The 26,782-nt window shown below is 61.5% G+C and carries 31 protein-coding genes; 23 read left to right on the top strand and 8 right to left on the bottom strand.

Annotated elements, in window-relative coordinates:
- The first annotated feature begins 15 nt into the window (after window positions 1-15).
- The 9 genes from hflK (at window position 16) to ACIQ47_RS01635 (ending at window position 8,279) form a co-directional block, all read left to right on the top strand.
- The gene (hflK, locus tag ACIQ47_RS01675; RefSeq protein WP_396436535.1) at window positions 16-1,386 is read left to right on the top strand and encodes an FtsH protease activity modulator HflK; all 1,371 of its coding nucleotides are present in this window, start codon (window positions 16-18) and stop codon (window positions 1,384-1,386) included.
- Between the two features lie 11 nt (window positions 1,387-1,397).
- Complete coding sequence (hflC, locus tag ACIQ47_RS01670) at window positions 1,398-2,297, top strand: protease modulator HflC (protein WP_396436534.1); 900 nt, start codon at window positions 1,398-1,400, stop codon at window positions 2,295-2,297.
- Between the two features lie 3 nt (window positions 2,298-2,300).
- Entirely contained in the window at window positions 2,301-2,486 is a 186-nt protein-coding gene (locus ACIQ47_RS01665; protein ID WP_396436533.1) for a DUF2065 domain-containing protein, read from the top strand.
- Between the two features lie 142 nt (window positions 2,487-2,628).
- Window positions 2,629-3,789, top strand: a complete 1,161-nt coding sequence (locus ACIQ47_RS01660; RefSeq protein ID WP_396436532.1) for an ATP phosphoribosyltransferase regulatory subunit — start codon at window positions 2,629-2,631, stop codon at window positions 3,787-3,789.
- A 17-nt stretch (window positions 3,790-3,806) separates the two neighbouring features.
- Entirely contained in the window at window positions 3,807-5,135 is a 1,329-nt protein-coding gene (locus ACIQ47_RS01655; protein ID WP_396436531.1) for an adenylosuccinate synthase, read from the top strand.
- 56 nt (window positions 5,136-5,191) lie between these two features.
- Entirely contained in the window at window positions 5,192-5,716 is a 525-nt protein-coding gene (locus tag ACIQ47_RS01650; RefSeq protein WP_108354755.1) for a phosphoribosyltransferase, read from the top strand.
- A gap of 78 nt (window positions 5,717-5,794) precedes the next feature.
- Window positions 5,795-7,051 (top strand): PLP-dependent transferase, encoded by a 1,257-nt coding sequence (locus ACIQ47_RS01645; protein WP_396436530.1) that lies wholly within the window; start codon window positions 5,795-5,797, stop codon window positions 7,049-7,051.
- Window positions 7,052-7,177: 126 nt separating this feature from the next.
- Window positions 7,178-8,047 carry a DUF2189 domain-containing protein gene (locus ACIQ47_RS01640; RefSeq protein ID WP_396436529.1) on the top strand — a complete coding sequence of 290 codons (870 nt, stop codon included), beginning with the start codon at window positions 7,178-7,180 and terminating at the stop codon, window positions 8,045-8,047.
- Between the two features lie 10 nt (window positions 8,048-8,057).
- Complete coding sequence (locus tag ACIQ47_RS01635) at window positions 8,058-8,279, top strand: hypothetical protein (protein ID WP_396436528.1); 222 nt, start codon at window positions 8,058-8,060, stop codon at window positions 8,277-8,279.
- Between the two features lie 15 nt (window positions 8,280-8,294).
- On the opposite strand, the gene mnmH is transcribed toward ACIQ47_RS01635, so the two are convergent.
- Together mnmH and ACIQ47_RS01625 are read right to left on the bottom strand one after the other, a co-directional pair.
- Complete coding sequence (gene mnmH, locus ACIQ47_RS01630; protein ID WP_396436527.1) at window positions 8,295-9,350, bottom strand: tRNA 2-selenouridine(34) synthase MnmH; 1,056 nt, start codon at window positions 9,348-9,350, stop codon at window positions 8,295-8,297.
- Window positions 9,347-9,997, bottom strand: a complete 651-nt coding sequence (locus ACIQ47_RS01625; RefSeq protein WP_396436526.1) for an arylesterase — start codon at window positions 9,995-9,997, stop codon at window positions 9,347-9,349. The genes mnmH and ACIQ47_RS01625 overlap by 4 nt, the downstream gene beginning before the upstream one ends.
- Here ACIQ47_RS01625 and ACIQ47_RS01620 point away from each other — a divergent pair.
- Genes ACIQ47_RS01620 through ACIQ47_RS01610 form a run of 3 tightly spaced genes read left to right on the top strand, consistent with a single transcriptional unit; the run spans window position 9,996 to window position 11,873 of the window.
- Window positions 9,996-10,685 (top strand): ABC transporter ATP-binding protein, encoded by a 690-nt coding sequence (locus tag ACIQ47_RS01620; RefSeq protein ID WP_396436525.1) that lies wholly within the window; start codon window positions 9,996-9,998, stop codon window positions 10,683-10,685. The genes ACIQ47_RS01625 and ACIQ47_RS01620 overlap by 2 nt on opposite strands.
- A gap of 60 nt (window positions 10,686-10,745) precedes the next feature.
- Window positions 10,746-11,480 (top strand): 23S rRNA (guanosine(2251)-2'-O)-methyltransferase RlmB, encoded by a 735-nt coding sequence (gene rlmB / locus ACIQ47_RS01615; protein WP_396436524.1) that lies wholly within the window; start codon window positions 10,746-10,748, stop codon window positions 11,478-11,480.
- 42 nt (window positions 11,481-11,522) lie between these two features.
- Window positions 11,523-11,873 carry a hypothetical protein gene (locus tag ACIQ47_RS01610; RefSeq protein ID WP_396436523.1) on the top strand — a complete coding sequence of 117 codons (351 nt, stop codon included), beginning with the start codon at window positions 11,523-11,525 and terminating at the stop codon, window positions 11,871-11,873.
- Between the two features lie 22 nt (window positions 11,874-11,895).
- On the opposite strand, the gene ACIQ47_RS01605 is transcribed toward ACIQ47_RS01610, so the two are convergent.
- Genes ACIQ47_RS01605 through ACIQ47_RS01595 form a run of 3 tightly spaced genes read right to left on the bottom strand, consistent with a single transcriptional unit; the run spans window position 11,896 to window position 13,715 of the window.
- Window positions 11,896-12,498, bottom strand: coding sequence for a chromate transporter (locus tag ACIQ47_RS01605; protein ID WP_396436522.1), 603 nt, complete (start codon window positions 12,496-12,498; stop codon window positions 11,896-11,898).
- A complete protein-coding gene (locus ACIQ47_RS01600) occupies window positions 12,495-13,091 on the bottom strand; it encodes a chromate transporter (protein ID WP_396436521.1) in 597 nt (198 codons plus the stop codon). Before ACIQ47_RS01600 ends, ACIQ47_RS01605 begins: the two co-directional genes overlap by 4 nt.
- 24 nt (window positions 13,092-13,115) lie before the next feature.
- Window positions 13,116-13,715 carry an IMPACT family protein gene (locus tag ACIQ47_RS01595; RefSeq protein WP_396436520.1) on the bottom strand — a complete coding sequence of 200 codons (600 nt, stop codon included), beginning with the start codon at window positions 13,713-13,715 and terminating at the stop codon, window positions 13,116-13,118.
- A 175-nt stretch (window positions 13,716-13,890) separates the two neighbouring features.
- On the opposite strand from ACIQ47_RS01595, the gene ACIQ47_RS01590 reads away from it, so the two are divergent.
- The 5 genes from ACIQ47_RS01590 (at window position 13,891) to ACIQ47_RS01570 (ending at window position 19,567) form a co-directional block, all read left to right on the top strand.
- Complete coding sequence (locus ACIQ47_RS01590) at window positions 13,891-15,618, top strand: FAD-dependent monooxygenase (RefSeq protein WP_396436519.1); 1,728 nt, start codon at window positions 13,891-13,893, stop codon at window positions 15,616-15,618.
- Entirely contained in the window at window positions 15,615-15,806 is a 192-nt protein-coding gene (locus ACIQ47_RS01585; protein WP_396436518.1) for a DUF2783 domain-containing protein, read from the top strand. Before ACIQ47_RS01590 ends, ACIQ47_RS01585 begins: the two co-directional genes overlap by 4 nt.
- A gap of 106 nt (window positions 15,807-15,912) precedes the next feature.
- Window positions 15,913-18,342, top strand: a complete 2,430-nt coding sequence (locus ACIQ47_RS01580; protein WP_396436517.1) for a YgiQ family radical SAM protein — start codon at window positions 15,913-15,915, stop codon at window positions 18,340-18,342.
- Between the two features lie 246 nt (window positions 18,343-18,588).
- A complete protein-coding gene (locus ACIQ47_RS01575; protein WP_396436516.1) occupies window positions 18,589-18,927 on the top strand; it encodes a hypothetical protein in 339 nt (112 codons plus the stop codon).
- A 13-nt stretch (window positions 18,928-18,940) separates the two neighbouring features.
- Entirely contained in the window at window positions 18,941-19,567 is a 627-nt protein-coding gene (locus tag ACIQ47_RS01570; protein ID WP_396436515.1) for an AAA family ATPase, read from the top strand.
- Between the two features lie 44 nt (window positions 19,568-19,611).
- Here ACIQ47_RS01570 and ACIQ47_RS01565 read toward each other — a convergent pair whose 3' ends face one another.
- Window positions 19,612-20,412, bottom strand: coding sequence for a DeoR/GlpR family DNA-binding transcription regulator (locus ACIQ47_RS01565; RefSeq protein WP_396436514.1), 801 nt, complete (start codon window positions 20,410-20,412; stop codon window positions 19,612-19,614).
- Window positions 20,413-20,543: 131 nt separating this feature from the next.
- On the opposite strand from ACIQ47_RS01565, the gene ACIQ47_RS01560 reads away from it, so the two are divergent.
- Window positions 20,544-22,124, top strand: coding sequence for an FAD-dependent oxidoreductase (locus ACIQ47_RS01560; protein WP_396436513.1), 1,581 nt, complete (start codon window positions 20,544-20,546; stop codon window positions 22,122-22,124).
- Between the two features lie 30 nt (window positions 22,125-22,154).
- Here the strand turns inward: ACIQ47_RS01560 and aroQ are convergent, their stop codons facing one another.
- Window positions 22,155-22,592: a type II 3-dehydroquinate dehydratase gene (aroQ, locus tag ACIQ47_RS01555; RefSeq protein WP_396436512.1), complete on the bottom strand. Its 438-nt coding sequence runs from the start codon at window positions 22,590-22,592 to the stop codon at window positions 22,155-22,157.
- A gap of 122 nt (window positions 22,593-22,714) precedes the next feature.
- Here aroQ and ACIQ47_RS01550 point away from each other — a divergent pair, with 122 nt between their 5' ends.
- From ACIQ47_RS01550 to ACIQ47_RS01530, 5 genes are read left to right on the top strand one after another with little or no spacing between them, the layout of a single operon-like run.
- Window positions 22,715-23,371, top strand: a complete 657-nt coding sequence (locus tag ACIQ47_RS01550) for a DsbA family oxidoreductase (protein ID WP_296292157.1) — start codon at window positions 22,715-22,717, stop codon at window positions 23,369-23,371.
- A 14-nt stretch (window positions 23,372-23,385) separates the two neighbouring features.
- Window positions 23,386-24,030: a histidine phosphatase family protein gene (locus ACIQ47_RS01545; RefSeq protein ID WP_396436511.1), complete on the top strand. Its 645-nt coding sequence runs from the start codon at window positions 23,386-23,388 to the stop codon at window positions 24,028-24,030.
- On the top strand, window positions 24,027-24,410 hold the full coding sequence (locus tag ACIQ47_RS01540; RefSeq protein WP_296292155.1) for a thiol-disulfide oxidoreductase DCC family protein: 384 nt from the start codon (window positions 24,027-24,029) through the stop codon (window positions 24,408-24,410). The genes ACIQ47_RS01545 and ACIQ47_RS01540 overlap by 4 nt, the downstream gene beginning before the upstream one ends.
- On the top strand, window positions 24,410-25,186 hold the full coding sequence (locus ACIQ47_RS01535; protein ID WP_396436510.1) for a formylglycine-generating enzyme family protein: 777 nt from the start codon (window positions 24,410-24,412) through the stop codon (window positions 25,184-25,186). The genes ACIQ47_RS01540 and ACIQ47_RS01535 overlap by 1 nt, the downstream gene beginning before the upstream one ends.
- Window positions 25,183-25,881 (top strand): SDR family NAD(P)-dependent oxidoreductase, encoded by a 699-nt coding sequence (locus ACIQ47_RS01530; protein WP_396436509.1) that lies wholly within the window; start codon window positions 25,183-25,185, stop codon window positions 25,879-25,881. Before ACIQ47_RS01535 ends, ACIQ47_RS01530 begins: the two co-directional genes overlap by 4 nt.
- Window positions 25,882-25,904: 23 nt before the next feature.
- Here ACIQ47_RS01530 and ACIQ47_RS01525 read toward each other — a convergent pair.
- The coding region (locus tag ACIQ47_RS01525) for a B12-binding domain-containing radical SAM protein (RefSeq protein WP_396436508.1) at window positions 25,905-26,782 on the bottom strand (878 nt) is incomplete at its 5' end.

Genomic DNA, 26,782 nt, shown 5'->3' with positions numbered 1-26,782 from the left:
CAAAGACAAAGAACCATGAATTTTCAACTGCCAGCCCTGCGATGGTCCTTGCTGCCCGCAAAGATACGAGGCATGTTCAATTTGAACGACCCACGCTGGGGTCGTGACGATGACAAATCTTCCGGTGACTCGGGCAACAAGCCATCGGGAGACACACCCCCCCCCGGCCCCAAGCCGGAAGCCTGGCAGCCACCGCCCGGACGCGGTCCGCAGCAACAGCAAAGTGGCCCGCCTGATCTGGACGAGTTGTGGCGCGACTTCAACCGCAAGCTTGGTCAGATTTTTGGTGGCAAAGGTGGTCCTCAGCGCCCCCAAGGTCCTGGCGGTGGCTCGGGCGGGCCTGAAATCCCGGCATTCATCAAGAACCTGGGCATTGGCGTCATTTTGGGCGGCGCTTTGCTGGTCTGGTTGGCCACCGGCTTTTTCATCGTGCAAGAAGGTCAGCAGGCGGTGATCACCCAGTTTGGCAAATACCAGAACACAGTGGGGGCCGGTTTCAATTGGCGCTTGCCTTACCCCGTGCAGCGCCACGAACTGGTCTTTGTGACGCAAATCCGCTCGGTGGACATTGGCCGCGACAACATCGTTAAAGCCACAGGACTGCGTGAGTCGGCGATGTTGACCGAAGACGAAAACATCGTCGAGATCAAGTTTGCGGTTCAGTACCGATTGAACGATGCCCGTGCTTACCTGTTCGAAAGTCGCAATCCGACCGAGGCGGTGGTGCAGTCTGCAGAAACCGCTGTGCGCGAGGTGGTGGGCAAAATGAAGATGGATTCGGCCCTGGCCGAAGAGCGAGACCAAATCGCGCCCCGTGTGCGTGAAAAAATGCAAGTCATCCTGGATCGCTACAAAGTCGGCATCGAGGTGGTGGGCATCAACTTGCAGCAAGGGGGCGTGCGTCCGCCAGAGCAGGTGCAGGCCGCTTTTGACGATGTGCTCAAAGCCGGACAGGAGCGCGAACGCGCCAAGAACGAAGCGCAAGCCTACGCCAACGACGTGGTGCCCCGCGCCGTGGGTGCGGCCTCGCGCCTGAAGGAGGAGGCCGACGCTTACCGCGAACGTATCGTGGCGCAAGCCGAAGGTGATGCGCAGCGCTTCAAGACCATCTTGCCCGAGTACCAGAAGTCGCCCCAGGTCATGCGCGACCGCATGTACACCGACACCATGCAGCAGATCTACAGCAACGTGACCAAGGTGCTGGTGGACAGCAAGTCAGGCTCCAACCTTCTGTATTTGCCGCTCGACAAAATCATGCAACAAGTCACGCAAGTGGCTCCGCCCGCCATGGATGTGCCCGCAGCCCCTGCCAACGCGGGCAGCAACGGCACGGTGGATACCCGCTCCCGAGACCTCGAGCGTTCGCGTAGTCGCGATCCACGATAAGGAAAAAGACAATGAATCGCATCGGATTGTGGATTTCGAGTTTGCTGGTGGTGTTCGCACTGCTCAGCTCTACATTGTTCGTGGTGGACCAGCGCCAATTTGGCGTGGTTTACGCTTTGGGTCAGATCAAGGAAGTGATCACCGAGCCGGGCCTGCACTTCAAACTGCCGCCCCCCCTGCAAAACGTTAATTACATTGACAAGCGTTTGTTGACGCTGGACAGCCCTGAAAATGAGCCCATGCTCACCGCTGAAAAGCAGCGTGTGGTGATCGATTGGTATGTGCGCTGGCGCATCACCGACCCACAGGCCTACATCCGCAACGTGGGTCTGGATGAGAAGGCAGGCACCAACCAACTCAACCGCGTGGTGCGCAACGCTTTCCAAGAAGAAATCAACAAACGCACCGTCAACGAGTTGCTCTCTCTCAAGAGGGAAGAACTGATGGACGATGTCAAAGCCGCCGTGCTGGTCGTGGTCAAAGGGGCCAAGCCTTGGGGCGTGGACGTGGTGGATGTGCGCATCACCCGCGCAGACTATGTGGACACCATCACCGAATCGGTGTATCGCCGCATGGAAGCCGAGCGCAAGCGCGTGGCCAACGAGCTGCGCTCGACCGGTGGCGCAGAAGGTGAAAAAATTCGTGCTGACGCCGATCGCCAGCGCGAGGTGACGATCGCCAACGCTTACCGTGATGCCCAGAAAATCAAGGGCGAGGGCGATGCCCAAGCGGCCCGTCTGTATGCTGAATCTTTTGGCCGCGACCCTCAGTTTGCCCAGTTCTACCGCAGCCTCGAAGCCTACAAATCCAGCTTCAACAGCAAGGGTGACGTGATGGTGCTCGACCCCGGTAGCTCCGAGTTCTTCAAGGGCATGCGCGGCACACCGGGCAGTGCGCCGGCCCGGAAGTAAATCTTGCTCGACACCCTCCTGATGGCCTTGGGCCTGATGCTTATCCTGGAGGGGTTGCTGCCCATGATCTCGCCACGCAGGTGGCGAGGCCTGTTTGAGCAAATGCTCCAGCTTCAGGAGGGGCAGATCCGATTTTTCGGCATGATCATGGTGGTGTTCGGACTGGTGGTGATTTGGCTGCTGGCCTGACACCCTCACGCTGGTGCGGCTGATCTGAACGGGCCCATTCTTCTCACAGAGTCAGGATTTGGACAATTTGCCAATCTCTTTGCCGGAAATGAGCCTGTCAACCCGGTAAAATCTCGTTTTTACCCCTTCCCCCCATCCCCTCATGTCTGCTTGGGTCCTCCCGGATCATGTTGCCGATGTCTTGCCTTCCGAGGCTCGCCACATCGAAGAACTCCGCCGCGAACTGCTGGACACCGCCCGTGGCTATGGCTACGAGCTGGTGATGCCGCCGCTGCTGGAGCATTTGGAATCCCTGCTGACCGGCACGGGTGAAGCCTTGGATTTGCAGACCTTCAAACTGGTCGACCAACTCTCGGGCCGCACCTTGGGTTTGCGTGCCGACACAACGCCCCAGGTGGCTCGCATCGACGCGCACTTGCTGGGCCGCACGGCACTGACCCGTCTGTGTTATTGCGGACCTGTGCTGCACACCCGCCCAGCGCGCCCACACGCCACGCGTGAGCCGCTGCAACTGGGTGCCGAAATTTACGGCCATGCCGGCCCTGAGGCCGATCTGGAAATCCTGCAACTGGCCCTGGACTGCCTGGCCGCTGGCCGAGCCAGTGGGCTGCAGGTGGACCTGGCCGATGCCCGCATTGTGAACAGCTTGTTGCAGGCCCAGCCTTTGAGCGAAGCCCAGCGCCACGCCATCCATGCCGCCCTGGCGAGCAAGGACGCCTCGACCTTGGCCCGTTTGAGCGCCAGTTGGGCACCCGCCGTGCGCGAGGGGCTGCTGGCCTTGGTTGATTTGTACGGTGACATCAGCGTCCTGGACGTGGCGGCATCGCGCTTGCCCGGGTACCCTGAAATTACCCAGGCCTTGGCTCAGCTGCGTTGGTTGGCTGAGCAGATCCCAGGCGTGGCCGTCAGTTTTGACCTGGGCGATTCGCGTGGTTACGCTTATTACAGCGGCACGCGCTTTGCCATTTATGCCAAAGGCGCCTCTGACGCCCTGGCCCGTGGCGGTCGCTACGATGGCGTGGGCGCTGTCTTTGGGCACCGCATCGACCGCGACCGTCCGGCCGTGGGTTTCAGCCTGGATTTGAAAGAATTGGTGGCCGCCGTTCAGCCTTTGGCTTTGCGCGCAGCCATTCGCGCGCCATGGGGCCAATCGGACGCCTTGCGTTCGGCCATCGCAGCGCTGCGCGGCCGAGGCGAAACCGTGGTGTGCGTTTTGCCAGGCCATGAAAGCGAAGTGGACGAATTCCATTGCGACCGCGAGCTGGTTGAAGCGGCAGGGCGGTGGTTGGTCAAGGCTCTTTGAGAAAGAACATTTCAAGCATGAACATGAAGCAAGGCCGTAACGTGGTCGTTGTCGGTACCCAATGGGGCGACGAGGGCAAAGGCAAACTGGTCGATTGGTTGACTGAAAGCGCCCAAGGCGTTGTGCGTTTCCAGGGCGGTCACAACGCGGGACACACCTTGGTGATCAACGGCGTCAAAACCGCTTTGCACCTGATCCCCAGTGGCATCATGCGCGCCGGCGTCAAGTGCTACATTGGCAACGGTGTGGTGTTATCGGTGCCCAAACTGCTCGAAGAAATCGCGGGCTTGGAAAAAGCCGGTGTTGAGGTGCGTTCACGTTTGCGCGTGAGCGAGGCCTGTCCGCTGATCTTGCCGTACCACGTCGCGCTGGATGTGGGCCGCGAAGCCGCCAAGGAAAAAGCCGGAACGGCCAAAATCGGCACCACAGGCCGCGGCATTGGCCCCGCCTACGAAGACAAAGTGGCGCGCCGTGCCCTGCGCGTGCAAGACCTCAAATATCCCGAGCGTTTTGCCACCAAGTTGCGCGAAAACTTGGCGCTGCACAACGAAATTTTGGTCAACATCTTGGGGGTTGCGCCCGTTGACTTTGACTCGACTTACAACGAAGCCATGGCTTATGCCAAAGCGCTGCTGCCCATGGTGGCCGACGTGTCCCGCGAGTTGAATGAAGCCCACAAAGCGGGTGCGAATTTGCTGTTCGAGGGCGCACAAGGCACCTTGCTCGACGTGGACCACGGCACTTACCCCTTTGTGACGTCCAGCAACTGTGTGGCGGGCAATGCCGCTGCCGGTGCGGGCGTGGGCCCTGGCATGCTGCACTACATTTTGGGCATCACAAAAGCCTATTGCACCCGCGTGGGCGGCGGCCCATTTCCCACAGAACTTAACTGGGAAACCCCCGGCACGCCCGGTCACCACATGTCCACCGTGGGCGCTGAAAAAGGCGTAACCACTGGCCGTTCACGCCGCTGCGGCTGGTTCGATGCGGCTTTGCTCAAGCGCAGCGCCCAGGTCAACGGCCTGAGCGGTCTGTGCATCACCAAGCTCGATGTGCTCGACGGCCTGAAAGAATTGTGGCTGTGTACCGGCTATGAGCTGGATGGCGAAACGATTGACATCTTGCCCATGGGCGCCGACGAGATCGCCCGCTGCAAACCCATTTATGAAGTGATTCCCGGTTGGACCGAGACCACCGTGGGTGTGACCGAGATGGACAAGCTGCCAGCCACGGCCCGTTATTACCTTGACCGCATTGCTGAAGTGACGGGCGTGCCCGTGCATGTGGTCTCCACCAGCCCGGACCGTGACCACACGATCTTGCTGCACAACCCCTTTGCCGCCTGATTTTTTCAGTCCGCGAAACCCATCGATCTCAACCCCTGAATTTTTGGAGTGACCCCATGTTGACCGAAGACGGCAAGCACCTGTACGTGAGCTACGACGAGTACCACAACCTGATCGAAAAACTCGCGATCAAAATTCACCAGTCCGGCTGGGAATTCGACACCATCCTCTGTCTGGCACGCGGTGGCATGCGCCCCGGCGACATTCTCTCTCGCGTATTCGACAAGCCGCTGGCCATCATGTCCACCAGTTCCTACCGCGCTGACTCTGGCACGGTGCAGGGCCACTTGGACATCGCCCGCTTCATCACCACACCCAAAGGCGAGATCGCTGGCAAAGTGCTGTTGGTGGACGACCTGGCCGACACGGGCCACACCCTGCGTGCGGTGGTGGACCAGCTGAAAAACAACTACAAGCCGATCACCGAGCTGCGCACCGCCGTGATCTGGACCAAGGGCGTGTCCAGCTTCAAGCCCGATTACTCGATCGAGGACCTGCCCACCAACCCCTGGATTCACCAGCCTTTTGAGCCGTACGACAACATGCGCCCCGAAAAGTTGATGGAAAAGTGGCGCGTCTGAGCCGACTCGGACTCGGACTTTCCCTGAGTCGACCTGCAACAGCCTCCTTTGGGAGGCAGTTTGCATTAGGATGTCCGGATGCAAAAAGACCATCCAAATCTCCCCGCCGTGCCCAGCGTCACCGGCCTGATTCACCACCCCTACACACCGCCTGCCGGTTTCGACGCGCCCCAGCCGGGCGTGTTCAAGGCCTCGACGGTTTACTTTCCCACGGTGGCCGACATGCGCCAGCGCGAGTGGAAAGACAAATCGGCCTACACCTACGGCTTGCACGGCACGCCCACCACCTATTTGCTTGAGGAGCGTTTGTGCGCGCTGGAGGGGGGATTGCAATGCATGCTGGTGCCCAGTGGGCTGGCGGCTTTGGCCCTGGTGGCCTTGGCCGTCCTAAAAACCGGCGACGAAGTCCTGATTCCGGACAACGCTTACGGCCCCAACAAAGCCTTGGCCGATGGTGAGTTGCGCCACTTCGGCATCACCCACCGCTTTTACAACCCGATGGACCCACAAGATCTGTCCCGCCAGATCACGGACCGCACCCGCTTGGTGTGGCTTGAAGCGCCCGGCTCGGTGAGCATGGAGTTTCCCGATTTGCCCGAAATGGTGCGCCGTTGCCGCGAGCGCGGTGTCTTGTGCGCACTGGATAACACCTGGGGCTCGGGCCTGGCGTTCAAGCCTTTTGATTTGTTGGCCGATGGTGCAGATGGGGCGGGTAGCCTGGCGGTAGACATCAGCGCCCATGCGCTCACCAAATACCCCAGTGGTGGCGGTGACGTGCTCATGGGCAGCGTCATCACCCGCGACGCGGCCTTGCACCTTCAAATCAAACTTTGCCACATGCGCCTGGGCCTGGGTGTGGCGGCCAACGACGCTGAAACCGTGCTGCGCTCTTTGCCCAGCATTGCGCTGCGCTATGCCGCGCACGACCAAACCGCCCGCGCTCTCGCTGCCTGGTGGCAAACCCAGCCGCAATGCGCGCAACTGATGCACCCGGCCTTTGAAGGCGCACCCGGCTACGCCCATTGGCAAGCCCTGTGTGATCGCGAGCCCGGCACGGGCCTGGCCGCAGGCTTGTTCAGCGTGATGATCGACGTGCGTTTCAGCCAAGCCCAGGTGGACGCGTTTTGCGATGGGCTGAAACTCTTCAAGATCGGCTACAGCTGGGGAGGCCCTGTGAGCCTGGTGGTGCCTTACAACATTGCCTCAATGCGACAGAACTGGCCTGGCCATTTGAAACCGGGCAGCTTGGTGCGTTTTTCGACCGGTCTGGAATCGACGCAGGACCTGATTCTTGACTTGCATCAAGCCGTGCAAGCGCATTTGCCCATGGCCTGATCACGCTGGTGACCATGTGGGCACTTTTGTGGCCCAAGACACGCGCAGTTCAGGTTTTCCTGACTGTTCAAAGTGGACCGGTGGGGGTAATCTGAAAACCTTTGTAATTTCAGATGGGCTTTTCATATGAACGCCGACGCCAAGTCTATTGAAGCTGCCCGTGAGCCAGGCCTGCCCACCATGTCCAAGCCCTATGTGCCGCCGTTGCCCGTGGGGCCGCGCTCGCACATGCGGCCCGTGGGCTTTGCCGATCCTTTTCGCTGGCTGGCTCGGGGCCTGAAGGACTTGCGCCATCACCCGGGCATTGCCCTTTTTTATGGCCTGTGTTTTTGGGGCATGGCCCAGGTGCTGGCCTTGGTGTTCAAGCACAAGCCCGAGTACACCTTGACCCTGATTTCGGGCTGCTTGCTGGTCGGACCTTTTTTGGCCATGGGTTTGTACGAGGTCAGCCGCAAACGCGAGCAGGGCGAAGTGCCGGACATGGCCAGCTCCTTGATATGTTGGGATCAGCACATCAAGAGCATGGCCATGCTGATTTTGGTGCTGATGGTGCTGGAACTGCTGTGGGGCAGGGCGTCGCTGGTGGTGTTTGCGGTGTTCTTCAACACCGGTATGCCTTCGACCACGGGCGTGATCGAGGCGGTGTTCAACCCGCAAAACATTGAATTTTTGATGGTGTACCTGGTGGTGGGCGGTGTGTTTGCGGCCCTGGTTTATGGCCTGTCGGTGGTGTCGATTCCCATGATCCTGGACCGCGATACCGATGCGATTTTGGCGGTGATCACCAGCATGCGGGTGGTTTTTTCGCACCCGGGCGTGATGCTGTTGTGGGGCTTGCTGCTGAGCGTGCTGGTGCTCGCGGCCTTGTGGCCTTGGGCGCTGGGCATCATCATGGTGGGGCCTTGGCTGGGTCACGCCAGCTGGCATGCGTACCGGGGCTGTGTCGAGTGGCAAGAAAACCCTGAAGAAGCTGTTACATTGGGCAGCTCAAATTAAAGGAGCCATCTTGGCCACACCCAACTACGGATTCGAAAAACGCCAGAAAGAACTGGCCAAGAAACGCAAAAAAGAAGACAAGCTCAAAGCCAAGTCCGACCGCAAATCAGGCCTGTTTTCAGAAGACGGCTCCGAAATCGAGGGCGAAGAGGGCGACGCCAACAATGCAGCGCCCGGTGCTGCTGACTCGTCCACGCCCGGCGCGGTCGACGCTTCCACGACAGCTGATTGAATCACCGGACATTGATCACCCTTGCACCAGCTCACGCGCCAAAACCAGCATGTCCGCCATGCTGTGGCTGGCCGGCGTGACCAGCGGGGCTTGGGCGTAATGCACAAAGTTGTTGCCGGTGGAGGTCTCGTAACCCGGGTCATAGTGGCCTGAAAGCAGTTCGGTCACCACCTCACGCATTTCACCCCGCTCAATTCTTTCTTGCCAGCCTTGCACCACAGCCTTGCCGCGCAGGGCTGTCAGCCGCTCCAACCGGTCGGCAAACAGGGCGCGGTCTTGCGTGAAAAACGCATAGTCTTCCAACAGCAAATTCACCCGACTCTCCAGCGACAGGTCCACCCGCAGGCAGGGGCTGGCCCGCATGGTCACCATCAGCTCGTCGGGCACCGCCAGATTGCCCACCTTTTTGCTTTCGGCTTCCACAAACACCGGACGGTCCGCGCTGAAGCCGCGCAAAGCATTCCAGACCTGCGTGTCAAAGGCTTTTTGCGTCGGCTGCGGCGTGCCCGGAATCAAGCCCAACACCGAACTGCGGTGGCAGGCGATGTCCTCCAGATCGAGCACCTGCGCACCTTCTTGCGCCAAGGCTTGCAGCAAGCGCGTTTTACCCGAACCCGTGGGTCCACAAAGCACCTTGAATTGCAGGCGCTGTGCCTGGCGGGGCGTGTCTTCCATGACCTCTTTGCGAAACGCTTTGTAGCCGCCCTCAATCAGGTGCACCTTGAATCCGATTTGCCCCAAGATCAGCGCCAGCGAATTGCTGCGCTTGCCCCCGCGCCAGCAATACACCAGCGGTTGCCAGTTGCGCGGCTTGTCCATCACCTGGGTTTCGATGTGTCGGGCGATGTTTTTGGCCACCAAGGCCGCCCCCACTTTTTGCGCCTCAAAGGGGTTGACCTGTTTGTACAGGGTACCCACCTTGATGCGCTCTTCGTTGTTGAGTGACGGCCAGCTCAAAGCGCCGGGCAGGTGGTCCTCGGCGTGTTCACCTTCGGAGCGCGCATCCAGAATGGCGTCAAACTGGTTCAGTTTGGCCATGGCTTCAAAGGCCGAGATCAGGTGAAGGCTCATTTCAGTTGTTTACTCAAGGCGGGCCAAACATTGGCCAGCATGCGCGGCTGCGCGGCTTCGTTGGGGTGGATGCGGTCGGCCTGAAACCATTTGAGCGGTTCGGCATCATCGCCCACGCCTTTCAAAAAGAAAGGCACCAGCGCCGCTTTTTGGCTTCTGGCCACTTGGGCGTAGGCAGCTTCAAACTGCCGCGCCATCTCGGGGCCGTAGTTGGGCGGCATTTGCATGCCCAAAAGCAGCACTTGGGCCCCGGCCGCTTGGGCTTGCTTGGTCATGGCCAGCAAGTTGTCTTGCGTCATGGCCATCGGCAGGCCGCGCAGGGCGTCGTTGCCCCCCAGTTCAATGACCACATGGCTGGGTCGGTGGCGTTGCAGCAAGGCGGGCAGGCGCGAGCGCCCGCCCGAGGTGGTGTCGCCGCTGATGCTGGCGTTGATGACCTGAACGCCCGGCTTTTCGGTGGCCAGTTGTTTTTGCAATAAGGCCACCCAACCGGTGCCGCGGGCCAGGCCGTATTCGGCGCTCAGCGAGTCGCCTACCACCAAAATGCGTTGCCTGGAGGCCGCCGTCACTGGCGCGGCAAAGCCCCAGCTGGCAAGGGCCAGCAAGGTCCAGTTAAAGTGGCGTCGTCTCAACAAAGGTTTGTGCATGCCTGAATCCATCATTGCCGTGCGTGGCATTTCCAAAAGTGTGCAGGATGCCAGTGGGCAGCTGGACATTTTGCGCGATATCGATTTCTCTTTGATCGCGGGGGAAACAGCCGCCATTGTCGGTGCTTCCGGCTCGGGCAAAAGCACGCTGCTGGCGATCCTGGCCGGGTTGGACACGCCCAGCACGGGGCAGGTGGTGTTGGCAGGGCAATCGCTGTTCGATTTGTCCGAAGACGAGCGCGCGGCCGTTCGGGCCCAACATGTGGGATTTGTGTTTCAGAGCTTTCAGCTCATGCCCAATCTGACAGCGCTGGAAAACGTGATGCTGCCCCTGGAGTTGGCCGATCGGCACGATGCCCGCAGCACCGCCACGGCCATGCTGCAGCGCGTGGGCCTGGGTGAACGCCTGAAGCACCTGCCGAGAGTGCTCAGTGGCGGCGAGCAACAACGCGTGGCGCTGGCCCGTGCCTTTGTGGTGCAACCCGACGTGCTGCTGGCCGACGAGCCCACCGGCAGTCTGGACCACGCCACCGGCGAGGCCATCATGGATTTGATGTTCGCGCTCAACCGCGAGCAGGGCACGACCTTGGTCCTGGTCACGCACGACCGCCTGCTGGCCGCCAGATGCGAGCGCAGCTTGGTGATTCAGGCAGGACGTTTGTCGGAGCCTGCAGCGACCCCGGCCTGAACTCGGATCCGTTTGGGCAAGCGGTCAAATCGGCAGGCTGCGACCAACGATAATCCGGGCATGTCATCCCACAAAGTGCTGTTCGGCTTTCATGCCGTGGGCGTTCGCCTCAAGATCGCCCCTCAATCCGTTGTTGAAATCCATTACGAGGTCACGCGCCGCGATGCGCGCATGCGCCTGTTCATCGACAAGGCGCGCGATTCGGGCATGCGCATGATCGAATCGGACGGTGAGCGCTTGGCCAAGCTGGCCGGTGGCCACGGTCACCAGGGTGTGGTGGCCATGGTCTCGCCCATGCCTCAAAACCATTCGCTGGACGACCTGCTCGACACCGTGGAAGGCCCGCCCTTGCTGTTGGTGCTGGACGGCGTGACCGATCCGCACAACCTGGGCGCGTGCCTGCGCGTGGCCGATGGCGCGGGTGCGCACGCGGTCATCGCCCCCAAAGACCACGCGGCGGGCATCAACGCCACCGTGGCCAAGGTGGCCAGCGGCGCGGCCGAAACCATGCCTTATTTCATGGTCACCAACTTGGCGCGCACCTTGGGCGAACTCAAGGAGCGCAGCATCTGGATCGTCGGCACCAGCGACGATGCACCGCGCACGGTTTACCAAGCCGACTTGAAAGTGCCCACTGCCTTGGTGCTGGGCGCTGAGGGCGCTGGCATGCGCCAGTTGACGCGCAAGAACTGTGACGAGCTGGTCAGCATCCCCATGCGCGGCGCGGTGGAAAGCCTGAACGTGTCGGTGGCCAGTGGCGTTTGCCTCTACGAGGCCTTGCGCCAGCGCAGCTGAGATTCTTTCAAATCATCCAACCATTCAAATAGGGCGCACGCCATGTCAAAAAACACCCCCCGAATCGGCTTGATCTTCGCCGTTGGTGCGGCCTGCCTGCTGGCCGCCTGCACACAAGAGCAACAAAACAAAATCAGCCGCGGCATCCAGAACTGGACCGGGACCAATGGCGTGATGGAGGTGTATGCAGGCGAGAAGCTGGTGCGCCGCTTCATCAAGGTCGACAAAGTCAGCACCGCTTTGGGTACAGACGATGGCAAAGCCCGTGCCTACCGATATGGCTACGGCGTGCTCGATGAAAACTTCAACTTCGAAGTCGATCCGGGCGAGAAAAAAGTGTATTTTGAGGTCAGCGACTACTCGAACACGGTGTTTTTCGAGAGCCCGCGCTGACGGGCTGTTCAGGCCTGAGGTCTCAGATCCAGCCCAACCCGCCGATCACAGCGCCCGCGCCAATCAACCACAGCAAATGGATGCGGGTGCGCCAGACCAGCAGCATGGCCACGGCCGTGAGCAGCCACAGTGGCCAGTCTTTCGCTGGCTGGTTGTGCCCCGCAGTGAGCAGCCAACCGGTGGACACCAGCAGCGCAATCACCACAGGTGCCATGCCCAGCTTGAAGGCCCGCACGCCCAACTTGTCCCGGTGGCGCTGGGCCCAGCGCGTGGTGTTGTAAGTCAAGATGGACGAGGGCAGCATGATGCCCAGCAAACTCAGGACAACGCCCATGGCCGACAAGCCCACGCTGATCCATCCCCCTCCCAAACCCGTACCTGCGTTCAGTCCCACGTTCCATCCGATCACGGCCACAAACAACACATTGGGCCCGGGCGCAGATTGCGCCAGTGCGATGGAGGAGTTGAATTGTTGGTCGCTCAGCCACTGGCGCTCGTCCACCAAAAAACGGTGCATGTCGGGCGCGGTGATGATCGCGCCGCCCACCGCCAACAGGGAAAGGGACAAAAAGTGGTTGAAAAACGCCAGCCAATCGCTGAAGCTCAGTGATACAGCAAGGTTCATGTGGCGTCCCCTTTGTTCAGCATTTGGCGCGTCAGCTGAAGATAAGCCCAGCCACAAGCGGCACTGCCCACCCCCAAAAGCACCCAGATCAGCGGCCAGCGCAGAACGCCCACACAGACGAAGGTGAACAGCATCACGGCCGCGCACACTGGCAGACCCATGGGGTTGCGTTTCAAGGCGCTCATCAGTTTGATCCCGGTGGCGGCAATCAAACCGGCCGCCACAGCGCCCATGCCGCGCAACGCGCCTTGTGCCCAAGGGGCATCCGATACGCCGCCAAAAGCCATGGCCAACACCAACACCACCGCCAACGGGGCCAACAGCAAACCCGCCAAAGAAGCCAGGGCACCAGCCAAACCAAAATAACGACCGCCAATCATCAGGCAAAAATTGACCACATTCGGCCCTGGCAAAATTTGCGCTACTGCCCAGTCTTCGACAAATTGCTCGCGTGTCATCCAGTGTTTTTTTTCGACCAACTCGCGCTGCACCACGGCCAGCACGCCGCCAAAGCCTTGCAGGGCCAAAACGGTGAAGGACACAAACAGATCGGTTTTGGAGCGCGGTTGCTGCAGGGGTTGGTGTTCGGGCATGTTTCGGATTATCCCTGTGCGGGCTCAATCAAAGGTGTCACTGTCCAGCCACACCAGTTGGCCCCGACCGCTCTCGCTTAATCGCGTCATCAAGGCCGCTGCCTGCGTGTCGGGCAGGGCAAAGCGCATAGTGACCACGCTGCCATGGGCCACGTCCAGCAGCTGTGTCTGCGCCAGTTCCAGCTCGCGCCGCACCAGGCCTTCGAGTGCATAAGGCACGCTGCACGCCAGTTGTGCCTGCTTGATCAGCGGGATTTTTTCGGCGGTCAGCAAGGCCTGGGCCACCGCATCGGTGTAGGCCCTCACCAGACCGCCTGCGCCCAGCTTGACCCCGCCAAAGTAACGTACCACCGAAGCCATCACGCCTTCCAGCGCTTGGTGCCGCAGCACCTCCAGCATGGGCCGTCCTGCCGTGCCGCCGGGCTCGCCATCGTCGTTGGCCGCCGACTGGCCACCTGCCAGCAGCGCCCAACACACATGGGCGGCATCGGGGTGCTCGGCTTTGAGCTGCGCCACCCGGGCCTGCGCCTCGTCGCGTCCTGCAACCGATTCGACACAGGCGATGAAACGGCTTTTTTTGATGACCAGTACGTGGTGGGCAGGGCAGGCAAGAGAAAAAGGCATCGGCCAAGAATACCCCAAGCACTGTGGCACCACGCCGTACCGAAGGCCGTCAAAGTGACGCTTCGATATGATCCCACGCTAGACCTGATCAGACAGCGCTCTTTTTCACTCGCCTGCGTGCCAATCGGTGCGTTTGGTCACCATTCTTCTGTCGCATTCACCTGTTTCAATCACCATGCACCAACCGGCCAGCGCGCCCCGCCGCTCGATTTATTACGACTACACCGTGCACCAGCCCTGGTTGCCCTCGCAGCACCCGGCGCAGCCGCTGCACCCGGTGGTGATGGCCGGGGGCGGGCCGGCGGGCCTGACAGCTGCTTTGGAGTTGGCCCGCTTGGGGGTGCCCTGTGTGCTGCTGGAATCGGAGCAGCAGGTCTGCGAGGGCAGCCGCGCCATCGTGTTCACCCGCCGCTCCATGGAAATCTTGCAGCAAGTGGGCGTGGCCGAGCGCGTCACACAAAACGGTTTGCCCTGGCGCTTTGGCAACTCGTTTTACCGGGGGCAACGCGTGTTCCGCATGGAAGCCCCGCACGACGAGAACGACCGTTTTGGCCCCATGATCAACTTGCAGCAGCAGTTTTTGGAGCAGTACTTGGTCGAAGCCTGCCAAGCGAACCCTCTGATCGATCTGCGCTGGGGCAACCGCGTCATGGCGCTTGAGCAACACGCTGACCACGCGCAATTGCAAGTCGACACCCCCGAAGGCCCCTACACCCTGCAGGCCGAATGGCTGGTGGCCTCCGACGGGGCCCGTTCGGCCATCCGCAGCCTGCTGGACCTCAAGCTCGAAGGCGCTTCTTACGAAGGCCGTTTTGTCATTGCCGACATCCGCATCGACCTGCCTTTGCCCACCGAGCGCCTGGCCTTTTTTGACCCCGAATGGAACCCTGGCAACACCGTGCTGCTGCACCGCGAGCCCCTGGGCATCTGGCGCATTGACTACCAACTGCCCGAGGGCGAAACGCCCGAGCAAGCCTTGTCGCCAGAGTCGCTCAAAACCCGCATCAACGCCCAACTGGCCATGATCGGCCATGCCGACAAGCCTTGGGAGATGGACTGGAGCTCGGTGTATTCGGCGCGCACGCTCACCTTGCCCGACTACCTGGTGGGGCGCACCTTGTTCATGGGCGATGCGGCCCACTTGCTGCCGATTTTTGGTGTGCGGGGGGCCAACACCGGCTTTCAGGACGCGCAGGCCCTGGCCTGGCGTCTGGCTCTGGTGTGCCGGGGGCAGGCTTCTTCGGCCTTGCTGGCCAACTACAGCACCGAGCGCGTGGCTGCGGCTTGGGAAATCATCGAAGAAGCGGGCAAAAGCACCCGCTTCATGACCCCGCCCACACGCGGCTTTCGTTTGCTGCGCGATGCCGTCTTGTCACTCTCGCTCACCGAAGCCTTTGTGCGACCGCTCTACCACTGGCGCACCTCACGCCCACACGAGTACAGCCACTCTAGCCTCAACTGCCGCGTGGACGACAACGCGCACTTCCAGGCCGGTCCCGCGCATGGCGCGCCGCCCCTCAATGTGCGCCTGACGGACACGCAGTTTTTGCTGGACCACTTGGGCGGTGGTTTTGACTTGCTGTGGTTTGGTGCGGCCGATGCATTGCCTGCCGATGTGCTGGCCAGCGTGGCCCAATGGTGGGCCAAGGGCTTGCCGCTCAAGGTCACCTGCATCAGCCCAGGCGATGCCGATGCGGGCCTGGTGAAAAGCCCGGCCGATGCGCCTTGGCTGCAGGTGCTGTCAGATCCGCAAGGCCGGATGCACAGCCGCTACGGCGTGACCACGCCCGGCTCAGCTTATTTGTTGCGCCCCGACCAGCACATTTGCGCCCGCTGGTTGCACCTGGATGCCCAGCGCCTGAACGCTGCCCTTGCCCAAGCCACCACCGGAGAAGCCCCATGAACAACGCGACTGGTTTGGACATTGTCGGCCTGGAAACCGCTTATGACCAATTGGCCATGGCCATTGACGCCGCTGGCCCCGAAAAATCCGAGCTTTTTCTGGTCAAGCTGGCGCTGCTGGCCGCCCAAGCTCTGGGGGATGCGTCGACCTTTGTCGACCTCATCGAGCGAGCCCAAAAAGACCTTTGACGCGGGGACACGTCCGCAGGCGTCTAGGATCCCGGGCGAATACCCGCGCCAGCTTCAGGTCCTCCGCAGTGCCCCTACACTAAGGGGTAATCCCAAATGCCCGCCCATGAACGCCTTTGTCGACGTCTCTTTCTTCCCGCGTGACGCCAAACCCCTGACCAGTTACCGCAAGTACTGGGCGCAGCGCTTTGGCACGGCCCCGTTTTTGCCGATGAGCCGCGCCGAAATGACCCAACTGGGCTGGGACAGCTGCGACATCATCATCGTCACGGGCGACGCCTATGTGGACCACCCCAGCTTTGGCATGTCGGTGATTGGTCGCATGTTGGAAAACCAAGGTTTTCGGGTCGGCATCATCGCCCAGCCCGACTGGACCAGCGCCGACGCCTTCAAAGAACTGGGCCAACCCAACCTGTTTTGGGGCGTGACCAGCGGCAACATGGACTCCATGATCAACCGCTACACGGCGGACCGCAAAATCCGCACCGACGACGCATACACCGCGGGTGATTTGGGCGGCAAACGGCCTGACCGCGCCGCCATCGTCTACAGCCAGCGCTGCCGCGAAGCTTTTCCTGAAGTGCCCATCGTGCTGGGCGGCATCGAAGGCAGCCTGCGCCGCATCGCGCACTACGACTATTGGTCTGACAAAGTCCGCCGCTCGGTGGTGGTGGACAGCAAGTGCGACTTGCTGCTGTACGGCAACGCTGAGCGGGCGATTGTCGAAATCGCCCACCGACTGGCAGCCCGTGAGCCGGTAGCCCAGATCACCGACGTGCGCGGCACAGCCTTTGTGCGCCGCGAGACCCCAGAAGGCTGGTTCGAGATCGATTCGACCAGCGTGGACACCCCCGGCCATGTGGAAGCGCACATCAACCCGTATCTGATGATTTCGGACCAAGCGCGGGAGCAGGGCGCCACTTGCGCCCGCGAGGAAGAAGCCAAAGAAGTGGCCGAGGGCCACAACGCGCAGAACGCTCAAAGCGTCGAAGCCGATTTGTCGGCTGCTGTGGCACAAGCCCGCACCGTGCAAGCCGCTATTCAGCCCATCACTCAGCCGCTGACTTTTGTGCCCAACCCCGCCCTTTCATCTGGTCTTCGGGGCAAAGGCACCCACAAAGTGCCGCCCCGCGACAAAAGCGTGATCCGTCTGCCGAGCTACGAGCAGGTCAAGCAAGATGCCGTGCTCTACGCCCACGCCAACCGCGTGCTGCACCTGGAAACCAACCCCGGCAACGCCCGCTGCCTGGTGCAAGCGCATGGCGAAGGCCTTGATGGCGACGTCAATTCCAAACGATTGGCACGCGACGTGTGGATCACGCCGCCGCCCATCCCGCTCACCACCGCAGAGATGGACCATGTGTTCGACCTGCCCTATGCCCGCAGCCCGCACCCGCGCTATGCCGACGAAAACGGCAGCCACGACCACAGCACCAAAATCCCCGCCTGGGAAATGATCCGCTTCAGCGTGAACATCATGCGCGGCTGCTTTGGCGGCTGCACCTTTTGCTCCATCACCGAGCACGAAGGCCGCATCATCCAAAGCCGCTCCGAAGAATCCGTCATCCGCGAGGTCGAAGACATCCGTGACAAGGTCAAAGGCTTCACCGGCGTCATCTCTGACCTGGGCGGCCCCACCGCCAACATGTACCGCCTGGGCTGCAAGAGCCCCGAGATCGAATCGGCCTGCCGCAAACCGAGTTGCGTGTTCCCCGGCATCTGCCAGAACCTGACCACCGACCACGGCCCCCTGATCAACATGTACCGCCGGGCGCGCAACTTGAAGGGCATCAAGAAGATTTTGATCGGCTCCGGTCTGCGTTATGACTTGGCCGTGCAGTCGCCCGAATACGTGAAAGAGCTGGTGCAGCACCATGTGGGCGGCTACCTGAAAATTGCGCCCGAGCACACCGAGGGCGGCCCGCTGTCCAAGATGATGAAGCCGGGCATCGGCAGCTACGACCGCTTCAAGTCGATGTTCGACAAGTACAGCGAAGAAGTGGGCAAAAAGCAGTTCCTCATCCCGTACTTCATCGCCGCCCACCCGGGCACCAGCGACGAAGACATGATGAACCTGGCCATCTGGCTCAAAAAGAACGGCTTTCGGGCCGACCAGGTGCAAACCTTTTATCCCAGCCCCATGGCCACGGCCACGGCCATGTACCACTCCACACGCAACCCGCTGCGCAAAATCACCCGTGACAGCGAAAAAGTGGACGTGGTCAAAGGCGACAAACGCCGCCGCCTGCACAAAGCCTTCTTGCGCTACCACGACGCCAACAATTGGCCCTTGCTGCGCGAAGCGCTCAAGGCCATGGGCCGGTCGGATTTGATTGGCAACGGCAAACACCATTTGATTCCGAACTGGCAGCCGTTGGCCGAAGACGGCTACCAAAGTGCCCGGCGCAAAAACAGCACAGGGGCGGGGGAGAAGTCATCGGTTGCCTTGTCGACTGCGCCTAAGCGCATGGGGCAGCCAAAGAAGGGGCAGTTGCTCACGCAGCACACGGGGTTGCCGCCACGCGCAAAGAGGTGACTTGTGTGTTTGGCTTTTCGAGAGTAACCATGAGGGTTACCTCCTGATGTTGCCTGTTATTTAAGCGCACCCCGCCAGCCCAACCGCCATGCGCTTTGGCGCACTTGTCCCGGGTCTTATCCACAGCCTTGGGCACGGGTGGTGTGGATGGATGCAGGTGTTTTTCCTGCGTCGATAGGAATTTATTCACGCCAGATGGCCAGATGAGTCCGTTTTGGCGCAAAATGCGCCATAAAGGAGCGTCTCATGTCTGCATCACCTTCTTCTTTCTCATCCGTCAAATTGCCTGCTGGTTTGGTCACCCAGGCCCGCGAAGCGGCCACGCCCATGCGCCGCTCGGTAGCAGGGCAGATCGAGTATTGGGCCACGCTGGGGCGCATTGCCGAGGCTTCTGGCTTGACCATCTCTGAGGCCCGAGAAGCCATTGCGCTCTACGATGTGCACCAGACGATTTCGGTGTCTGCGGCCGACCCGCTGGACGCCATTGAGGCGGATTTTGTAGCCGCCGAAAGCACCGGCCGCCTGGCTCAGGCCGTGCGACAGACGGTGCAAAGCAACCGCTCACAGGTGGTGAAGGCCGCTTGAGCAACTGCCTCGTTTGAACCCCGTTTTCTATTTGCTGGCCGGCCCCAATGGTGCCGGCAAATCCACGCTGTACCGCTCCGCCGTTGCCTCGGGCTTGCTGCCGGCCGATGCCGAATTTGTGAATGCGGACCTGCACGAAGCCCACGCTTTGCAGCACATCACCGATCCCGAACTGCGTTCTGCCCAAGCCCGGGCTTGGGCCGATGCGCGTCGCGCAGCTTGTCTGGCGCGGTGCCAGTCGTTTGTGAGTGAGACGGTGTTTTCGCACCCGTCCAAACTGGCTTTGATGCGGGATGCGCGAGCGGCGGATTTTGCCGTGGTTCTGTTGGTGGTGTGTGTGAATGACCCGCGTCAGTTGCTGGGCCGGGTGGCGCAGCGTGTGGTCGAGGGCGGCCACGATGTGCCGTCCGAGCGCATTTTGGCGCGTTACCCCCGGACTTTGCAGAATTTACAAGACGCCATTCCCTTGGCCGATTTGGCTTTGCTGTACGACACCTCGGGCGTGGGCCGACATGGCATTTCTGGCCCCAAACTGGTGGCCCGTTGGCGTCAAGGCGTCTGGCATTGGCAGGTGGCGCGGCCACCGACTTGGGCCAAAAAGGTGCAGCCTGCCAAGCCGCCTACGCCGTTGCTTTCGTAGTCCCGCGAGGTCAGAGTGATGATGACGCGGGAGCTGTTGTTGCCTCAGAGGGTGTCTTGTGCATCCGCCGTGTTGGCCCCCATTTGCGCCACCACGCACCGCACCCCCTGATCCCTCATGAGCTGCGCCAGCGCAGGCTCGGTCGGCAAGTCGGTGAACAGGGTGTGCACCGCATTGAGTTGGGCCATCTCGATCATGGCGGGGCGGCGGAATTTGCTGTGGTCGGCCACCAGCCAGACTTGGCGCGATTGCGCCACGATGGCGCGGGCCACCATGACTTCGCGCATGTCGTAGTCGCGCAGGGTGCCGTCTTCGTCGATGCCGCTGATGCCGATCAGGCCAATGTCCACCTTGAATTGGCGGATGAAGTTCAAGGCGGCTTCACCCACCACCCCCAAGTCTTCGTGGCGCAGGGTGCCGCCGGCCACCACCACGTCGCACTGTGGGTTGGCCGCCAAAATACGGGCCACATGCAGGTTGTTGGTCACCACACGCAAATCGCGGTGGTGCAGCAGCTCGCTGGCCACGGCCTCCACGGTGGTGCCGATGTTCATGAACAGGCTGGCCCCGTGCGGAATGGCAGCGGCCACTTGCCGGGCAATGTCTTGCTTGGCGCTGGCCTGAATGCGTTGGCGTTCGGTGTAAGTGATGTTGCGGGTGGAGGAGTCCACGGCCCGCACGCCGCCATGAAAGCGCTCCAACTCGGCCGCTTCGGTCAGGCGCTGGATGTCGCGCCGGGCGGTTTGCAGGGTGATTCCGAACTCCTCTGCCAGTTCTTCGGTCTTGACGCTGCCTTGTTCTCGCACGGATTGCAGGATGGCGAGTTGTCTGGGATTGAGGGCCATGGGTGTTTGCTTTTTTAAGGTGGACTGGGTTCTTCACCCTGTGCGATGCTTCGTAAAATGGTTGGATTTTTTAGATACAATCAAAAAAGAATCATTGTAATCAACTATTTTTGATCATTTGAAAGGTTATTTTGAGTGAATTAAAAAATAAAGAAGTGCCAGAGACCTGTGATCTGCTGGTGGTGGGCGGTGGGGCCACCGGTTTGGGGGTGGCTTTGCAGGCGGCGCTGGAGGGACGCAGCGTCCTGCTGGTCGAGGCCCGCGACTTTGCCAGCGGTACATCCTCGCGGTCCACCAAGCTCTTGCACGGCGGGGTGCGTTATCTGGCACAAGGGCGGCTGCGTTTGGTGCGCGAGGCCTTGCGCGAGCGTGCCACTGTGCTGCATTTGGCCCCCCATTTGGCGCAACCGTTGTCGTTTGTGGTGCCTGCGGCCGGTTGGCTGAACTGGGCCTTCACGGGCGTGGGCCTGAAGATGTACCAGTGGCTGGCAGGGCGTTTGAGTCTGGGTGATACCGTGGCCGTGTCGCGCCAGGCGCTGGCCCTGGGTTTGCCGGGTATGGCGGGACTGGTCGGGCGCGCGGTGGCGGGCATGCGTTATTGGGATGGTCAGTTTGAAGATGCCCGTTTGGCGCTGGCTTTGGCTCAGACCGCGCAGCGCGCAGGCGCTGGAGTGCACAACCACACCCGCGTCACTGCCCTCAGCCCCACACCCGACGGCTGGCAAGTGCGCTTGCTCGATGCTCGGCGGGGCACATCGCGCAAGGTGTTCGCGCATTGCGTGGTCAACGCTGCCGGGGTGTGGGTGGACGAACTTCGCCGGTTGGCCTTGCCGCCCGAGTCCGGAGGGCCACCGCTCAAAGCCTTGGTCACGGCCAGTCAGGGCGTGCACCTGGTGGTCACGCGGGCTTGTTTGCCGCTGCACGAGGCTGTGCTGATTCCCCGCACTGCCGATGGCCGGGTGTTGTTTGCGGTGCCATGGTTGGGGGCCACCTTGATTGGCACCACCGACACCCCACGCAGCGACGCGCCACGCGAACCGCAGCCCATGGCCCAAGAGCTGGACTTTTTGTTCCGCGAAACACGCAACGCGTTTGGCCTGACCTTGCAGGCTGGCGATGTGCGCAGCGTGTGGGTGGGGCTGCGCCCCTTGGTAGGGAGCGCAGGGCAGGGCGATGGCGCGCAGTCGACCAGCCAGATGTCGCGAGAACACCTGATCCGCCGTGAAGCCCCTGGGCTGGTCACGGTGACCGGTGGTAAGTGGACCACATACCGCAGCATGGCTGAGGAGGTCTTGCACACCCTGCAGGCCCACGGCGATGTGCCGCCGCCGCCCAATGGTCCGGTGGACACACGCCTGCACCGCTTGGTGGGCGCGCCAGAAGAGGGAGGCTCGGCGCTGCACCCCTTGAGCGACGCCCCCGGCTTGCATTTGTGGGGCAGCCAAGCCGAACATGTGCTGGCCATGCCCGGTGCGCAGCGCGAGTTGGGCCTGGGCTTGACCGAAGGGATGGTGCGCTTTGCCGCACGCCACGAATGGGCGTTCACGGTCGAAGACATGCTTGCCAGGCGTTGGCGGGCGCTGTTTCTTGATGCGCGCCAGGCCGCGTCCATGGCCCCGGCAGTGGCCGCTTTGCTGCAGGAAGAGACCGGGCTAGAGCCCCATTTGGATGATTTTTTGGCGCTGTGCCAGCGTTACACGCTGGGTGATTGATGCAGCACCGTGTCGGCCAAATCCGCTCAATCAACCAAGGGCGGCCGACACAGCGGCCCGCAGGCCCAGCAGGTAACTGTCCACGCCAAAACCAGCGATCTGGCCTTTGGCGATGTCGGCGATCACCGAGTGGTGGCGAAATGCCTCGCGGGCGTGGATGTTGGACATGTGCACTTCGATGATGGGGCACTTGAGGATGGCCAGCGCGTCGCGGATGCCGTAGCTGTAATGCGTCCAAGCCCCAGCGTTGATGACCACGGCCTGCACGCCATCGCCGTGGGCGCGGTGGATGCGCTCGGCCATTTCACCTTCGTAATTGGTTTGGTAGCACTCGACCTGCGCGCCCAGTTTAAGGCCCAGGGCGGTCAATTCGGTGTTGATTTCGTCCAGCGTGGTCGTTCCGTATTGGGCCGGGTCACGTTTGCCGAACATGTTCAGGTTGATGCCGTGCAGGACAAGGATGTTCATGGTGGAGGCTCTATTGCTCAAAGGATCGTGGGAATTGGGGCCAAGATCTGCGATTGTCGGTGATATGCGGCAAGATCATGATTCTGCCGCATTGAGCGGCACGTATTCTCCGAAAGTTGACCATGACCCCTTTGAAGATTGATTTTGTGTCCGACATCGCCTGCCCTTGGTGCGCCGTGGGTTTGGGCGGGCTGGAGCAAGCGCTGGAGCGCTTGCAAGGCGAGGTGCAGGCCGAGCTGCATTTTCAGCCTTTCGAGCTGAACCCGCACATGCCGCCGGGTGGTCAAGACTTGGGGGAACATTTGACCGAAAAATACGGCTCCACCCCTGAGCAACAAGCCCAGATTCGCCAGACGATCACCGAACGTGGGGCCGAGGTGGGCTTCGTGTTCAACCCCAACGGGCGAGGCCGGGTTTACAACACCTTTGACGCACACCGCTTGCTGCACTGGGCCGAAGGGCAAGGCGACGGGGCACAGCATGCCTTGAAAAAAGCCCTGCTGCAGGCTTACCAAGGCCGTGCCGAGTGTGTGGAAGACCCGCAGGTTTTGTTGGCCAGCGTGGCTGCCGCAGGCTTGGATGTGTCGGCCGCCAACGCGGTGTTGCAAAGCGATGCCCACACCGCAGAGGTGCGCGAGCGGCAACAGTTCTACACCCAGGCGGGCATCCGCTCGGTGCCCGCGGTCATCATCAACGACAAGCATTTGATCTCGGGCGGCCAGCCGGTCGAGGTGTTCGAGCAGGCGCTTCGGCGCATCGCCCTGGGCGAAGCGGGTTGATCGGGGCCTTGCAAATGAAGCCTCTGTTCAAGCTGCCAGCGGCAAACCTCGAGATGCCGAGGGTCTGCACCTCACGGCGCAGACTTTTGGGCCAATGGCCTGCGGCGGCGGCCTTGGCCCTGATGGGCATGTCGGGTGGGGTGCGGGCGCAGCCTGAGCGCAAGGCTGCCGCGGCAGAACTTTTGCGCCTGTGGCGGCAAAGCGGTGGTGCGCTGCTGATTCGCCATGCCGCGACCGAATCGGGCCTGGGCGATCCGGCGGGATTCACTTTGGGACAGTGCCGCACCCAACGCAATTTGAGCGATGCGGGCAGGCAGGCCTCGCAGGCTTTGGGGGCCTGGCTGAAAGCACAAAATTTCAAGCCCGATGCGGTGCTGAGCAGCCAGTGGTGCCGCTGCCAAGACACGGCGCGACTGGCTTTTGGGCAGTTTGAAGACTGGCCCGCACTGAACAGCACCTTCGCCGGGCAGGGTGATTCGGCTGCGCAGCAAAAAGCCTTGTTGTCCCGTTTGCGTGGATGGCCCCAGGGCCGCACCGAGGTGTGGGTCACACACCAAGTGAACATGACCGGCCTGACAGGGGCCTACCCCAGCATGGGCGAGGGATTTTTGGTGGACCGCCAAGGCCGTTTGCTGGCCCGAGCGGAGCTCGCCCCATGAGCGGTCTGCGCAGTTTGACGGTGTACTTTGATGGCTCGTGCCCCATGTGCCGACGCGAGATGGCCGTTTACCGGCGTTTGCCCCAGGCGGCCGCCATCGATTGGGTGGATGTGAGTGCGGGGGCCGAATTGGGCGCTTCGCTCAGCTGCGCGCAGGCGATGGCCCGTTTCCATGTGCGCGACAGCCAAGGCCGCTTGTTCAGTGGCGCGGCCGCGTTCTCGCAAATGTGGCGCTTGTTTCCGGGCTGGCGTTGGTTGGGTTGGCTGTCGGCCTGGCCTCCGCTGTCTTGGCTGTTCGAGGCCGCGTACCGTTTGTTTTTGCCGTTGCGACCCACTTTGCAAAAGTGGGTCAGGCGCAGCTTGGGTGAGGAGAAATCGTGATGACCAAAGGCTTGTCGGGCGCTTTGCCCAAAGTGGTTGGCTTGGGTTTGTATGGCGCTTTGATTGTGTCGGGTCTGCCCCATGCCCTGGCGCAAGCATCCAGCCCGGTTGGCGAGAAGGTGACTTTGGGCCCTTGGGCCATGGACCGCACCGAAGTGACCATCGGCCAGTTTGAGCGCTACGTGCGGGCCACCGGCACCGTGACCCGCGCTGAAAAAGAGGGCGGCGGTTTTGAGTATGTCGGCGGATGGGTACGCCGTCCCGGCTGGTCTTGGCGCAAGCCCGACGGCGTTTCGGCAGTTGCTGATTTGCCTGCGGTGCACCTGGATTTTGCCGAGGCGCAGGCTTACTGCCGCTGGGCAGGGGGCCGCTTGCCCACAGGCGCGGAATGGCAAAAGGCGGGGTTCACCGAGTTGCGTGACAACCCCCCAGCGCCTTGGGTGAAAGGCAAAACCTATGCCTGGAGCACGGGTGACAGCCCGCAAGGGGCGAACACCAGCGACCCAGACCCATGGCCCCGCGCAGCCCCTGCGGGCGCCACGCGCCAAGGCGTGAACGGTTTGTACGACATGGGCGCAAACGTGTGGGAGTGGACCACCGATGAGCAGGGCGGCCAGCGGCGCACCGTGGGAGGCTCGTGGTGGTATGGCGCTTACAACATGAAGGCCAATGTGCAGGCCTTCAAAGCCGCTGACGTTTATGTGGTCTACCTCGGCTTTCGCTGCGCTTATGACCTCACGCCAAAAGGCAACAACCCGAACAGGGCACCCTCATGATGCATTCCTTGCCCGAGGGCTACAGTGCTTTGGTTTTCGGTGCCAGTGGCGCGATGGGCCAAGCCTTTGTGCAAGCCTTGCAAAGTGACCCGCGCTGTGCCAAGGTGTACGGCGTTTCGCGGCAAAGCTCGCCCGGCTTTGACTTGCTGGACGAGTCCAGCATGGCCTCTTGCGCCCAGGATCTGACAGCGCAGGGGCCCTTTCATTTGGTGCTGGACGCCACGGGGGCCTTGACACTGAATGGGCGAGGCCCTGAAAAAAGACTGGACGAGCTGGACGCGGCGCATTTGCTTCACGCCTTGCACCTGAACGCTGTGGGGCCGTCTTTGCTGCTCAAGCATTTCTTGCCTTTGTTGGCCTCGGGTGAGCGTGTCATTTGGGGCAAATTGTCGGCGCGCGTGGGCAGCATCGAAGACAACCGCAAAGGCGGTTGGTACGGTTACCGGGCGGCCAAGGCAGCGCTCAACATGTTGCTGCAAACAGCGGCCATCGAAATCGCACGGCGCAGGCCGCTGTTGGTGGTGGCCGCCTTGCAGCCGGGCACGGTGCAATCGGCCTTGAGCCAGCCGTTTGTGGGCCAGGATGCCCTGCACCCAAACGAGTCAGCCCAGCGCTTGCTGGCCACGCTCGATGGCTTGCAGCCCACAGGGCGTGCGCAGTTTGTGGACCATCAGGGGCAGCACATCCCTTGGTGATGCGCCCAAGCTGAGGACTTGGATTAGCCCAGTGCCCTGGCAATCTTGTGGCGCAGCACCGTGGTTTTGGGGCATTGGCCTTTGGGCAGATCAAACCACTGGCGCACATCGTTCTCTACGCCCACACCGTGCATGAAGTTGTAGATGGCTTTTTTCAGGCCCTGGCCCAGCAGGTCGTGGTCCACGCCCGGTGGCATGGGGGTTGGGTCCACAAAGCCGACATCGTTTTTGGCAAAAGTGCCTTCGGGCAGGGGCAAGAGCGTCACGCCGTAAGCCTCCGGATTCTTGCCCACCGGCGAATGCACGGTGCAGACAAAGCGGTGGAAAAAGCCGCTGTGGATGCAGCTGTTTTCAAACAGCTGGCGCACGTATTCGAGGGCGTCCACCGTGTCTTGCACGGTCTGCGTCGGAAAGCCGTACATCAGGTAGGCATGCACCATCACGCCCGCGTCGGCAAAGCCTTTGGTCACTTGGGCCACCTGCTCGACCGAGACGCCTTTTTTCATGAGGCTGAGCAAGCGGTCTGAAGCCACTTCGAGCCCGCCCGACATGGCGATGCAGCCGCTTTGGGCCAGCAGCTCGCACAGCTCGGGGGTGAAGGTTTTCTCAAAACGGATGTTGCCCCACCAAGAGATTTGCACGCCCCGGCGCAGCAGTTCTTCGGCTAGTGCCTTGAGCGCTTTGGGCGGTGCGGCTTCGTCTACAAAGTGAAAGCCGGTCTGGCCTGTTTCGGCCACGATCTGCTCGATACGGTCCACCAGCGTGCTGGCCTGTGCGGTTTCGTAGCGGCTGATGTAGTCCAGGCTCACGTCGCAAAAGCTGCACTTTTTCCAGTAGCAGCCGTGCGCCACGGTGAGTTTGTTCCAACGTCCGTCGCTCCACAGCCGGTTCATCGGGTTGA

Source organism: Limnohabitans sp., assembly GCF_044373035.1.
In the GTDB taxonomy this organism is placed as follows: Bacteria; Pseudomonadota; Gammaproteobacteria; order Burkholderiales; family Burkholderiaceae_C; genus Limnohabitans_A.
The sequence above is the reverse complement of the archived record's forward strand: the minus strand, read 5'-3'. Positions and strand labels throughout refer to the sequence as shown.